A 13,326-nucleotide genomic window follows, 5' to 3' on the forward strand; every position below is an offset into this window, starting at 1 on the left:
AAAAAGGCACCATTTGTAAATTTCAAATTTCTATGAATTTTCATTCACTTCCTATACTAAAAACGGTATATTTAATAGTGGGAGGACTATGTTATGCATGAAAAAATTTTAATCGTAGAAGATGATATCGACATTATGGAAGTACTATCCCTTTCCATGGCAAGCGCTCACTATACTGTGATAAAGGCAACTACTTTTCAAGAGGGTTGGCAAAACTTTCTTCAACAACAGCCTGATTTAATTTTACTGGATGTCAATTTACCTGATGGCAATGGCTTTGCACTAGCAAAAAAAATTCGTGAGCAATCTGACGCTATTATTATTTTTGTGACGGTCAATCATTTAATCGATCAAAAATTAGAAGGTTTTGCTGTTGGTGCAGATGATTATGTCACAAAGCCTTTTATTCCGAAAGAGTTAGTCGCACGTGTACAGGCACATTTAAAAAGAAAAGCACCTACACAGCCTAGCAACATTCTCGAATTAGAACATTTAAAAATTCATATAGATGAAAAAATGGTCTACAAAAATGGGGAGCCAATTAGCTTATTTACAAAAGAACGAAAATTGCTATTCTTTTTGATTGAGCATGCCAATAAAATCGTGAGTGTGGAGCAACTCATTGACCATGTATGGGGCTATGATGGGATTGCCGATTCAAAAACCGTTTCAGTACATATTAGTACATTACGACGTAAAATTGAGGATACACCGTCCACACCACAATATATCCAAACTGTAAGAGGCTTTGGTTATCAATTTCATATTAAATAAGACTGCTTTCAGAGAGAATGACGATACCATTCCCTCTAAAAGCAGTCATTTTTCTTGTACAATAGGCAATGTAAAATGGAAGATGGAGCCCTCATTTTCCACACTTTCTACGTGTATATGCCCATGATGCTGTTTCACAATTTCTTTGCAGATTGCTAAACCAATGCCATGTGATTCCTGTTTGTCTACATTCGATGCACGGTAGTAACTATCAAAGACAAATGGAAGATCATTTACTGGAATGCCAATCCCACTATCTTGAATGGTACACGTAAATTGCTGGTCCTTCACATACATCAGCAATTCAATCGTACCTGCGTTTGTATATTTCATGGCGTTTTGCATCATATTATCAATCACTTGCTGGATACGTGTACGGTCGAGTAGTAAACGAGCCTCCTCATTGCCATAAAAATGAGCACGATAGCTTAAGCCACGCTGTTGCATCTCATGTTCATAGCGATATTCTACTTGCGAAAAGAGCTCATAAGCCTTCACAGAGGTAAATTGATAATCAGCTCGCCCCGCCTCTAAATTAGCTAAATCGAATAAATCTTGAATTAATAAATTTAATGCCAACAATCTCTCTCTACTTCTCGTCAAATATTTCGCCTTTTCATCTGCTTCAACAATTACACCATCCAATATTAAATCGATATAGCCTAATGTAGAAGTAATAGGCGACCGCAGCTCATGTGAAATACTATGCAACAGCTTTTTACGCTCTAACTCATTTTTGGCTAAACGTTCATTGACCATTTTTAAATGCTGATTCATCTCATCCAATTCCTTTGTACGTGCTTGGACACGCTGCTCCAACTCCTCGTACATCATCGCATTTTCAATCGAGACAGCAATCTGGGTCGCAATCATTTTCAGTAAATCAACTTGTGTTTCCTGAAAAGCATTGGTCGTCAATGTGTTTTCTAAATAAAGCATGGCAATGATGTCATCCTTATGATGGATGGGCAAGCAAAGGATCGACTTTGCTGTGGAAGCCTCGTGGAACAAGGCATTTGGCTCTTGGGCATTATGAATAATTAACGGTTCACCACTTTGCCATACATAGCGAACAACTGACTGCATATTCTCACCGAATTGCCCAATTGGTTGTCGATGATAGAGTGAAAATTGCCGATTATCTGCTTTTGCCAATGCTAGCACCATCAGCTCCTGCTGTTGTTTATGAATAAAGTAACCGATATTCGCTGTTGCATGTTTTAGCAATGAAAATAAAATATTGCGTAGTAAATCCTCCATTCGGATTTCCTTTGCCAATGATTGCGTTGTTTCTATAACCGTTAACATCTCAAATGTCGTATAGGCACTTAGCTGTGTCTGTTTGCTTGGTATTTGTATATGCTTGTACAATTGCTCCCATCGCTTTGCGACCGTTTCTGCTCCCCATGCCCGCATGTACATAATCGCCTGCTTGCTGTAGTATTGTGCCTTTTGCTCATCACCACAAGTTTTGTAATAGTTCGCTGCACGCTCATTAGCAACCGCTACATCTTGTGTAAAACCACGTAATGTTGCTAATTGAATCGCTCGATCATAGTGAAGTGCTGCTTGATGATACAATTTTTTCCACCTATATTTTTCTGCTAATAACAATGTATACAAATGCTCATAATTATGTGGTGCAAAATGTGCCCATTTCCTCAATTGACGTAAACTATGGCGAATATCGGCTAATAGCTGTGTATCCTTTTTGTGCCGTAACCACTCAAACTGCCATAATGCCCGATATACATAGTACAGCGTCGTCACAGGGAGCGTGAATACTTCCTTGTCAATCTGCTTGAGCACCGATAAAATCGCTACACCTTGTTGTTCATCGCCAAGTAAAAATGACATCTGTAATCGAATGGCATAGTGCATCATATGAATAATCGGCTGATCTTGTGTTGTAATCGGACATGCCCAATCGATAGGATGTGTCGGTTCTTGAAGAACGTCCATCCATAAAGCCATTTCTGCTAAAAAATCAATGGTTAACGCACTGGCATTCGTCGAAAAATGGTTTTGCTGCTGTATAATTTCCTGCTGGATATCGGCAAGTGTCGCTCCTCGAAGAATTTGTGCTACTACGATAAAACAAGATGCGGTCGTCACAATCAAATAGAGTCCAACCTCTATACAATACTTTTGGGCATTGCTCATATAATAGATACTTGTCTCATATGTGTTCGTCCAATGGCAAATAAATAAGCCATAAACATAGTAAACATGTCCCTTTGTCATTCGATTATCCTGCTGTTCTGCCGCCTCAATAGCTAGCTTCCCAAAGCGAGTAGCTTGTTTGATATCCCCAAATCCTGCATTTAACAACATGGCATAATTACTAAAAATAATGCCTGTTTTCGTGCCACCACCGTAGGCAAGTTGCAAACGAAAGGCACGCATCAATAATAAGCCTGTTAAATTCGGATTTAAGCGAATCGTATTAGCAGCCATATTAATCGCAATTTGAATAACCTTCTCTATTTCTGCCTGTTGAATAGGTGCTGACATAACTAATGTTTCATCCGTTTGATGACGTAATGCCATTTTTAATTGGACATATTCCTTGAAAACGTGCATTTTAGAAGGGTTTTCAGCAATCGCCATATTCGCCGCAGCAAATCCAGCTAATCCTGCCTCAATCCCAATCGTCGGACTATCTGATTCCATATAAAGCAATGTTTTTAAATGATAAATTTCGAGCTGTTCTAACAATGTGTGGGCATGTAGTAAAGCCTCTGCTAAATGACCATCCGCTAGCTCATACTGCCCTACAAGACATTCACATTCCCCTAAATTCGCATAAATAGCCATTGCTTGTTCTCGCATTGTCTGCCAATGGTCCACAGGCAATAACGATAAACTCATCGTTAAAAAGTAAAGTGCATTTTCAAAAAAACCACCCCGCTTTGCATTCACACCAAGCTCATAATTCCAAAGAGCGAGCTGCTGTTTTTCCTCTAGATTGAGCAATGAAATACTATAATTAAAATGCTTCACTGCGTCATTTAGTTGATGGTGATTGGCTAAATCCGCACTAAATAATTGACCAATGCGATAATGACATCGCAAGCGCTCATCTGTCGCTAACCCCTCATAGGCGATTTGCTGAATGCGGTCATGCACAAATTGAAATGGCAAAGAGTAAATATACGTGGTCGCCTCTTGTTCTAGCTGACTAGCCCATTTAAATTGACTATCTAGCGGAATTAAAAAGCCCTGTATGACCAGTATATCCAGCAAATTCAACAGTTTCGCATCTGATAAAGACACGAGCTGCCGAAATTGCCCAAATGTAAATTGTCGATCAAAACAAGCAGCCATCTGCAACACCTTTAACGCTTCTTGGTCAATATTTGCTAGACGATTTTCTAAAAACGTGACGATTTCACCTGATAAAAAGGATTGATTAAATTGCTTCAAATTAAATTGCCATTCCTTCATTTCCACATCAAAATAAATGGTTTGATCTTGTTGAGACGCTCGAAACACTTCCTTTATAAATAATGGATTACCTTGTGTCATATTCAAAAGGTGTTGTGCAAGCTCCTGTACGGTTTGCGACCTCATATGTAAGGACTCTTGTAGCCAAAGTTCAATATCTGCTTCCTGTAACAATGGTAAATCTATTCGTTGATGGGCTGGTAATGTCACTTCTTTCCCTGTCATACGTGATGTCGCTAATACCATAAAATAGCCTGTACGATGCTGTTCATAAATTTCTGTAACGAACTTTAATGCACTCGGCTCTGCCCAATGTAAATTATCAATCAACCAGACAATCGGTGTTTTTCTTATAGAAAAGGTCTGTAATATTTTTTGAATTGACATCGACATATACACTTGCAATTGCTTCGTATCTTCATAAGAAATACTTGGTAAAGTGTCTCCTGCATCATAAAACCACGTTAGCTCTGGCAAAAGTTCCACTAATTGCTTTGTGACATATAATTGCACTTCCTCACATAAAGAACACCATTGTTTGACCGACCTTTCACCTTCTATATACACTTGTTTCAATAATTCTCGCAATGGTTGAATAACAAGCATCATGTCATTTTCAAGCTGTAATTGATTGTACCTCGTTTCGATAAAATAGCCTTTCACCGCTGCGACTTCACCTTTTATCTCATAAGCAAGCTGTGATTTTCCAAGTCCCGCATTCCCTGTAATCACTAAAAACATTTTATGTCCATCTACTACTCGCTGGAAGTGTTGTACCAACTGCTCAATCTGCGGCTGTCGCCCATACAATTTAGTTGATAAGGTCGGCTGTAGCGAAATATCTTCCGTGCCTAATAGAAAATCTGCCAATGGTTCATCTGTCATTAATTTTTGCTGAATGAGTAATAAATCCTCTTTTAAGCCGACAGCACTTTGATAGCGAGCATCGGGGCTTTTAGCTAGTAACTTTTCTATTACCTTCCACACAACGGTAGGTATCGTCGTTAATGGTGCTGGTTTTTTCGTTAAAATCGCATATAGTAAATCGGCTGTATCGTCTGTTGCAAATGGTAATTGACCACAGATGAGCTCATAGAAAATCACACCAAGCGCATACAAATCTGTCCGATAATCTACCGTAATATTTAAACGTCCTGTTTGCTCAGGTGCATAATAGGCTAGCTGTGGATTGTCTGGCTGTAATGTATCCATAACAATCGCTGTCTCCACATCATAAGGTGAGCTCATATGAGAACTGATTAATTTGAGCTTACACGATGCAGGATGAATCAAAATTTGTGAAGAATTGAATGCCAAAAAAAGCATTTGGCTTTGATGTAAATGAATGCAGCTATTCACCAATTCCAACGCAATTTGTAAAAATTGATGAATGGTCAAATGCTGATGAGCAAAATCCGTCAGTGAAATCCCATCGAAATTTTCATAAATAATGCTATACTGCTCGTCTATATAATCCATCGCAATCAGCTTCAGTAACCATGGATTCGCCTTTTGCGAAAATAAAGAAAATTCATATTGCAACTTTGCCCGATGTTCAGGTGAATTGTGATAAAGACTTTTCACTAACATACGATTATTCCTTTTTTCTAAATACAATCTTTGTAAACGCCATTCAGGATATGTTTGTACAATAACCTGCTCCTCCATCTATCAGCACCTCCCTATACAGATGACTATATACATTCAAGGTTAAAATAAGGTTAAAAATTTAAAAATAAAATGCTCCAAACCTAGGGCATGTCTGAAAATTTGTTATTTCATGAATAATTGGGCGAATTCATCCGTTAATCGGGCGAAACGTTACTTTTGGCAGGGGTTTTTGTACAAAATTGATGCTTGTAAAATTGAGATTGAGTGTATATAGCGCCCAACTTTGTAGGTTTCAGACACGCCCTAATCACAAAAATCTCTTTCGATAAGCAGAAGGAGAATAGCCTGTATATGCCTTAAATTTCTCAATGTAATAGCTCACTGTACTAAAGCCTGTCACACTAGCAATCGCTGTAATAGACTCCTCACTATTTTTTAATAATGTCATACTTGTATGCAGACGATAGTGCAATAAATATGTAAATGGTGTAACACCTACTACTTTCTTAAAAAAGCGACTACATTCCGCACGACTTAAAAAAACATGTGCCGCTAATTGCTCTAATGTCATTTTTTCTTGATAATGTGCATGTATATAATCTAACATTTCCTTTGCTCGCTCCTGTTGTACCACTTGTACAGAAGGCTCCATTGTTACCTTTAACATAGCTGTTGCCAATAATGTTTGCCAAAGCCCCAGTAAATCTTGCCAAACACGTAGCTCAAAAAAATCGGCTTGTTGCTCTAGCTGTTTGGCTACTTCCTCAATACGCTTCGCCTCCTTTCCCGCCAATTGAATATATGGTACAACATTCCCTTCTACATAAGGACGTACATATTTTTCTGCCAACACACTACCTTGATAGCCTGCAAGTAACGTTGTATCCACATTGATACAATAGGTCGTTGCCTGGGCCATTTGATATGGCTTTGCTTCATGTAAAATTGATGTATTAATAAATAAGCCCTCGCCCTCCTCTAAAATCAGCAGCTCTGCCCCCACTCGGTACTGTACACACCCACTTTTTATATAGACAAATTGCAGCTCCTTATGCCAATGCAGTGGCACAAAATCAAAGCGCTCTAGGTGCATAACACGCTCATACAATGCTACTGGGAATGCCTTTGAACCATGTATCGTGAGTTCTTGTAAATCCTTTGCCAATTGAATATATGTGAATACCACGCCAATCAACACCTCAATATTTTGATAAATATGCATGATAAAATGCTATTTCCCTTTGTATTCTTTCATTATAATCACCTTATATTGATAGTTTAGGAGATGTTAGCTTATGAAGCAATCCTTCCAGCAAAATCGTCTGCGTGGTTTGGCACTTGTTATTTTAGGAGCTAGTTTTTGGGGTATCGGTGGAACAGTAGCACAAAAGCTATTTCAACACACATCCATTGACGTCGGCTGGCTCGTCTCCAGTCGTTTATTATTAGCAGGGATTTTATTGTTGCTTGTCTATAAAATAACCTATCGCACACAATCTATTTTTATTATATGGCAGTCTAAAAACAGTGCCTTTCGCCAAATTATTTTTAGTATTTTTGGTATGCTCGCTGTGCAATACACCTATATGGCATCCATTGCTATTGGTAATTCAGCGATTGCTACATTACTACAATACTTATCACCACTGTTTATTATGGCGTACTATTTCATCACCAAGCATAGTGTGATTACAAGACAGGATGGCATTGCTGTTACCCTCACACTCGTGGGCACATTTTTATTACTAACAAACGGTTCTTTAACCTCCTTAGCCGTACCAATACCTGCTGTTGTTTGGGGGATTTTATCAGGAGTGACAGCTGCCTTTTATACACTATATGCTGTCCCTTTGTTACAGCAATTCCATTCACTGCTTGTCGTAGGCTGGTCCATGCTCATTGGCGGTATCGTTATGAGTTTTATCCATCCACCTTGGACTGTTCAATTGACACAGTGGGAAATATCTACTTTTCTGTATTTTGCGTTTATTATTATTTTTGGTACAATGCTAGCATTTTGGTTTTACATTGCTAGCCTCCAACATTTATCGCCAAAAGAAACAAGCTTACTTGGTAGCTTAGAGCCGTTAACAGCTGTTGTTACAAGTGTATTATGGCTGAAAATTTCCTTTGGTGGCTGGCAGTTCATCGGTACTTTATTCATTTTAGGAATGATTTTGTACCTCACTGCCTTTCAGAAAAAGACATAATTGCAACATTTGTCATGAAACTGTAAATTTAAACGCTGGAGCCTTGCCACACAAGCAATACAGCGATACCTTTTTCCTTATGGTAACATTTACCGCATTCGACTTGGGTACTTCCATGCTACGATTATTCCTGTAACCAATCGACATGGAGGTAACCAATAATGAAAAAACGATTTCTAACAACTACATTAGCACTGTCTATCGGTCTATCTGGCATCGGTATTGCCCAGCCACTGACACAGCCTATTCAAGCAGAGGCAGCAAGTGTAGCGAATGCACAAGCAGTTAATGCCAAGGCAGAACAATTAATTCAAACAGCGAAAGGCTTAATCGGTCAAGCAAAGTATAGTAATACCGAATACAAACCAACCTATCCATATAAATTTTCCTGTGCGTCCTTTTTAATGTATGTGTTCGAACAAAATGGCGTAGATTTAGCAACCTATAATGAGGATTATATGATACAACAAGGTACAGCTGTTGCACGTACACAACTACAAAAAGGCGATTTAGTCTTTTTTAAAAGTAAAAAAACAGGTACAGACCCTGATCATGTGGGCATGTATATTGGGGATAATAAAATCATCCATATGGCAGATTCTAAGCAAAATATTATTATTTCAGACTTAGATGGCAAAGCCTACTATAAAGATAATTACGTTGCAGCACGTCGCGTATTGCCATCTTTACTACCAGCAAGCTCCGCTACAAAAGGAGATAAAATTGTAGAAAATGCCTATACTTATAAAAATATAGCAACAGTAAGCACGGTGACAAATGAGCAAAAACTTCGCTTCACGGCATCTGATTTTATCGATTTTGTCTATCGTCAAAGTGGGGTAAAACTAGGGGCTACAACATTGAAAGAACAAATGAATCTTGGCACAACCGTATCACGTGCAAATTTACAAAAAGGCGATTTAGTGTTCTTTAATAGTACAGTCGGTTCAAAAACACCTGCACTCGCTGCTATTTATGCTGGTGAACACCGTCTAGTTATCCCTAGCTCAAGTGGTGTTATTACAAGAGTACTGCTCGCAGATTATTATGATAAGCATTTTATTACGGCTAAGCGTGTATTTTAATCATACAAAAAGGCAACTTCCACATGTAGGAAGTTGCCTTTTCTATATGACACTTTTTTCGCAAATATGATAAAATAAGTATAACGAGGTGATAGCATGTATTACTATTTAGCGAAGTGTTTTTGTTGCAAACAAGAGTTTAAAATTTTAGAAGGTACACTGAAATTTCAAGAATATAAACGAAATCGGGATGGTAAATATTCATGTGATGACTGTAATCAAAAAATTGAAATGGAAGCACGTAAGGCATTATTTCAGAAGTTAAATTTCTAGCCTATACAATCTATATAACAAGCTACTTGTTATATAGATAAAACGTATGGTCATACTGTTTCAAATTCTTCTTTTAACAAGCCATAGTATGCTAGATCATGAAATTGACCAAAGCGAGCAACATGTTGTTTTAACGTTCCTTCATATTTCAATCCTATTTTCTCCATTACCCGCCAAGAACCAGGATTAGCCGTAAAGGAGGCTGCAAATATTTTATTTAGCTGAAGATGGTGAAAGCCGTACGTCAGCAATGCTTGTGCAGCCTCTGTTCCATAACCAATTCCCCAATAGGCTTTTCCAATCCAATACGCCAATTCTCCTCGTCTATATGGTGCAGATAAGTTTAAGTTAATCAAACCAATTAAAAGTTGCGATTCTTTCTCTATTATCGCAAACATGATGATTGTATTATTTTTCTCAGCATTTAACATGCTTTCAATGAACTGTATCGCCGCGCCTTTTGGGTATGGATGAGGAATATTTAACGTTGATTTAGCTACCTCATAGTCCCCTGCCAACTCTTCAATCCTATCAGAATCTTCCGCCATTAATGGTCGTAATAATAGTCTTTCTGTTGCTAATGTTGTCATTATCTATCCCCGATTCGTTGCATATTTTTCACAAAATAAAGTGGTGAGTACTTCACTGCGTTCTAGTCAAATATCTTTGGAAGTCTTTTAAGTCCTTTGCTAAAAATTCGTTGGATAACCATGTATTTGTTGTCTTGATATCATCTATCAAATGACTAAGCGATGTTTTATCTAACTGACTAAAATACTTGGGAAGCACTGTATTTTTAATATTTTGTTGCCAATCACTATAGTCCTTTATTTTTTGTTGTACAAGATGTGATCGATTCGTATAAATTGATTGTGCTAGTTGTTGATATTCCTTGAACGCCTCTGCAATAGCTTGCTCATCCTGTTTTTCAGTAGCTACTGCTAGTTTAGCTTGCACGCTCTGCCATTTTTCAGGAGAGACTTCTTTTACTAGGTCATCTATATGAATATAAGTATCAGGTGCATTTACTAATGGACCTTTCTCGATTGCATAGGAAACTGTACCATCATCATTTTTCACACCATTGACTGCAAATTTTGCAATCGTTGTCATCGCTTCCATGTAATCCTTTGCCTGTTGCCCCTTTAAATAGTTATCTGCAATAAATTGTGCTTTTTCTAAGCCAAGTGAGATCATTGCTTGACGTTGTTCCTCTGTCATTTCACCAATATTTCGTACTAAAAAGTTTTTAGAGATTGTAGAATAGGTCGCATCATGTACTTGCTGGCTTGCTCCCTTTAAGCTGTTGACTAGCTTATCATTTGTTTGGATATGTGGAATGATGCTAGCTAACACATTATGCTCAATTGCCTCGTCAAATCTTGCTTGCTGTTCTGTCCGAATTGCTAGCTGCTCTTCACTTCCCACAAAGTTTAATTTTCCACCATCTTTAAACATAGAGGCTATTTTTTGAGCAATCTCTTCTGGTGCATCTTGAAGTTGAATTTGCGCATCGAATAACGCGCGTGCTTCCTGTCCGATTGTCACAGCATCCTGCTCTTTTTTTGCTACGGACAAAAATTCTTCTTCCTTCGATTGTACATGCCTTCCTTGCACGGTATTCACTGCATTCGTATAAGCCATGACTTTCACTATCTACCACTCCTATTTTTATAATATTTAACATTTATATCGGATGCATTACAAATAATTAAATCTCAAACAAAAATTCATCCCTATAACAGCAGAACATTTTGTCATAGGGATGAATACGTTATTTATATAATGGTACACGTATTGGTTTTTCAGGCTTTTCTAGTGTTTTTACAGATGTTAAATGCAATGTAAAGGTTTGATCGATATCATCAAGTCCATAAACATAAAACGTATCACCGCTTCTCATCGTTTCATATAACTTTCCTTCCGCATCCTCTAGTACCCAATTCGTAAATTCGTCAGCAATCTTGCTAGCATTGTAATCAAGCGTTAGTTCCACATGCTTATTCTGCTTGATAAACGGCCATTTTCTTCTCAAATCAAGCTCTTTCACAAGCTCCATTTTGGCTACCTTCACTAACTCATTATCATAATGAATCGGTGTTTGCTCTGTTAGCTTTTTCGGATGGAAGGTTATCGACTCATCCACCATTTTATCTTTGACAAAGCCTGCTACTACAAGTGTTGGCTGCTGTATATCAATTGGTTTAAATCGCTCTCTCTGCTCCCAGCTAAGAGATTCTTCCAATGTATGGCCATCTGCTGATAACTCTCCCCCTCGTTCACTACCCAACCAATTTTGATGAACATAGTTGGATAGCACGACATTACCTTGTTCATCTTCAATTGTATAGGCTACATCTAACCCTAGTGACCTAAAGCTAAAGGGAGAAAATTTCGTTTCCTTAAATGGTGTTGTATATGCTGTCGTATAATGGATTGTTGTGGCAGACGGTGTGTATTCCACACTGTCAAAGGCTACACGAGCATTGCCTTGCTCCAATACAACATGCTGTAAATCCACTTTTTTCAATGCAGCAAACGCCTTTTGAATGGACAGTGGTATTTTTAGCTCCCAATTACCCATCCTGTCATTAATCTGAGGAACTTTCCAAATTAATGTACCATCCTCGGTCACATTTGGTGTATCAATTTGAACAAGCGCACTTCCTCCCTCTATATATTGCACCCATTGCATCAAATTCTGACCATCTATCACTTTTCCAGATTTTGATACAAATTGCATTGTACTATGGTATACCCAATTATCTAATGGGTATTTTTCCTGACCATTTTCCAGCAATTTATACGTAAAAGCAATACGGGTTGTATCGACCATGACTTCCTTTACCTGCAATGTATAGCCATTATCTGTCACAGAATAGTCTACTTGCTCTGTGAAACCTAGTTTTTCTGCCTCATTCAACCCCGGATCAACCTTGTCTGTAGAAAATAAACTGGTAACAAACTGCGCAAAGCTTGGTGTAACTGCGGTAACAATACCTATCGTCAAAATAGCAGCTGCTGCAATACTAAGCCCTTTTGCCCAAAATCTCTTTTTCTTTTGATATGGTTTTAATTGTGCCAATACTTGGTCATTAAAATCAGTTGGTAATGTAGGCTGTTGCAGTGTGTCTGTTATAAATTGTGACTCCCCTTGAAATAAAGTAATCATTTCCTGACATTGCTGACAATGCTCTATATGCGCTTTCATCGTATATTGCTCATTTTCTGACAGTAACTCGTCCACATACTGTGATAGTTTATCCACGCTTGGACAATTCATCATAATCGCCTCCTTTTCGCACTTCATCACGCATCTTTTTCTTTGAGCGATGTAGCTTATTGCGTACATCTGACAAGGAAATATGTAAGAGCTCACTAATTTCTTCATATGATAGCTCATTGCTATAACGTAGCAATAAAATCATACGTTCCTGTTCGGGCAATGTGCTCAGTAACTGCTCCAATTGCCGCTCCTTTTCCCTTTTCAAATAAATAATTTCAGGATGTTCAGCTTCAATGAGCTGCTCTTCTGTGAATTGCTCATTTTGGATTTTGTACTGCTTCTTGCGTAATTCATCTAAACAATGATTGATAGCCACGCGATATAGCCAGCTTTTAAATGAGCCTGTTGCCTCATATTTACCAAGCTGCTCATATACTTTAAAGAATACTTCCTGTACAAGATCCTGCGCAAGATGTGGTTGCCTTGTCATGCGTAAAATGGTTGCATAGAGTGGATTTTTATACTGTTCGATAATATGTGTATACGCTTGCTTATTTCCTGCTAACACATCTTGAATAACGGCTTGTTCGTCCAAGTCAACTCCCCCTTTCACTTACTATAACGAGTTTAGTTATGTAAAAATTTCAATTGCTCCTAAAAAATATATAGCTAGCCGTTTGTTTGGAAATTTCTATCCGTT

General features: G+C 38.1%; 9 protein-coding genes. 3 read left to right on the top strand and 6 right to left on the bottom strand.

The window, feature by feature from the left end:
* The first annotated feature begins 93 nt into the window (after positions 1-93).
* The gene (locus OPF91_RS12185; RefSeq protein WP_264989022.1) at positions 94-774 is read left to right on the top strand and encodes a response regulator transcription factor; all 681 of its coding nucleotides are present in this window, start codon (positions 94-96) and stop codon (positions 772-774) included.
* A gap of 45 nt (positions 775-819) precedes the next feature.
* Here the strand turns inward: OPF91_RS12185 and OPF91_RS12190 are convergent, their stop codons facing one another.
* Both OPF91_RS12190 and OPF91_RS12195 read right to left on the bottom strand, forming a co-directional pair.
* Complete coding sequence (locus OPF91_RS12190; protein ID WP_264989023.1) at positions 820-5,889, bottom strand: ATP-binding protein; 5,070 nt, start codon at positions 5,887-5,889, stop codon at positions 820-822.
* Between the two features lie 250 nt (positions 5,890-6,139).
* On the bottom strand, positions 6,140-7,054 hold the full coding sequence (locus OPF91_RS12195) for an AraC family transcriptional regulator (RefSeq protein WP_264989024.1): 915 nt from the start codon (positions 7,052-7,054) through the stop codon (positions 6,140-6,142).
* Positions 7,055-7,127: 73 nt separating this feature from the next.
* Between OPF91_RS12195 and OPF91_RS12200 the strand changes: the two genes are divergently transcribed.
* A complete protein-coding gene (locus OPF91_RS12200; RefSeq protein ID WP_264989025.1) occupies positions 7,128-8,042 on the top strand; it encodes an EamA family transporter in 915 nt (304 codons plus the stop codon).
* Between the two features lie 161 nt (positions 8,043-8,203).
* Positions 8,204-9,127 carry a C40 family peptidase gene (locus OPF91_RS12205; protein ID WP_264989026.1) on the top strand — a complete coding sequence of 308 codons (924 nt, stop codon included), beginning with the start codon at positions 8,204-8,206 and terminating at the stop codon, positions 9,125-9,127.
* A gap of 323 nt (positions 9,128-9,450) precedes the next feature.
* Here the strand turns inward: OPF91_RS12205 and OPF91_RS12210 are convergent, their stop codons facing one another.
* The 4 genes from OPF91_RS12210 to OPF91_RS12225 form a co-directional block, all read right to left on the bottom strand.
* Positions 9,451-9,990 carry a GNAT family N-acetyltransferase gene (locus OPF91_RS12210; protein WP_264989027.1) on the bottom strand — a complete coding sequence of 180 codons (540 nt, stop codon included), beginning with the start codon at positions 9,988-9,990 and terminating at the stop codon, positions 9,451-9,453.
* Between the two features lie 52 nt (positions 9,991-10,042).
* The gene (locus tag OPF91_RS12215) at positions 10,043-11,053 is read right to left on the bottom strand and encodes a hypothetical protein (protein ID WP_264989028.1); all 1,011 of its coding nucleotides are present in this window, start codon (positions 11,051-11,053) and stop codon (positions 10,043-10,045) included.
* 121 nt (positions 11,054-11,174) lie between these two features.
* Positions 11,175-12,683, bottom strand: a complete 1,509-nt coding sequence (locus OPF91_RS12220) for a DUF4179 domain-containing protein (RefSeq protein WP_264989029.1) — start codon at positions 12,681-12,683, stop codon at positions 11,175-11,177.
* Positions 12,661-13,221, bottom strand: coding sequence for an RNA polymerase sigma factor (locus OPF91_RS12225; RefSeq protein WP_264989030.1), 561 nt, complete (start codon positions 13,219-13,221; stop codon positions 12,661-12,663). The genes OPF91_RS12220 and OPF91_RS12225 overlap by 23 nt, the downstream gene beginning before the upstream one ends.
* Between the last annotated feature and the right edge of the window lie 105 nt (positions 13,222-13,326).

It is taken from the genome of Lysinibacillus piscis, from assembly GCF_026012395.1.
In the GTDB taxonomy this organism is placed as follows: Bacteria; Bacillota; Bacilli; order Bacillales_A; family Planococcaceae; genus Lysinibacillus; species Lysinibacillus piscis.

Bases quoted from the DNA above. Each gene is read 5' to 3' on its own strand.
- OPF91_RS12205 (WP_264989026.1), top strand. From the start codon at position 8,204: ATGAAAAAACGATTTCTAACAACTACATTAGCACTGTCTATCGGTCTA.
- OPF91_RS12200 (WP_264989025.1), top strand. From the start codon at position 7,128: ATGAAGCAATCCTTCCAGCAAAATCGTCTGCGTGGTTTGGCACTTGTT.
- OPF91_RS12185 (WP_264989022.1), top strand. From the start codon at position 94: ATGCATGAAAAAATTTTAATCGTAGAAGATGATATCGACATTATGGAA.
- OPF91_RS12220 (WP_264989029.1), bottom strand. From the start codon at position 12,683: ATGAATTGTCCAAGCGTGGATAAACTATCACAGTATGTGGACGAGTTA.
- OPF91_RS12190 (WP_264989023.1), bottom strand. From the start codon at position 5,889: ATGGAGGAGCAGGTTATTGTACAAACATATCCTGAATGGCGTTTACAA.
- OPF91_RS12195 (WP_264989024.1), bottom strand. From the start codon at position 7,054: ATGCATATTTATCAAAATATTGAGGTGTTGATTGGCGTGGTATTCACA.
- OPF91_RS12210 (WP_264989027.1), bottom strand. From the start codon at position 9,990: ATGACAACATTAGCAACAGAAAGACTATTATTACGACCATTAATGGCG.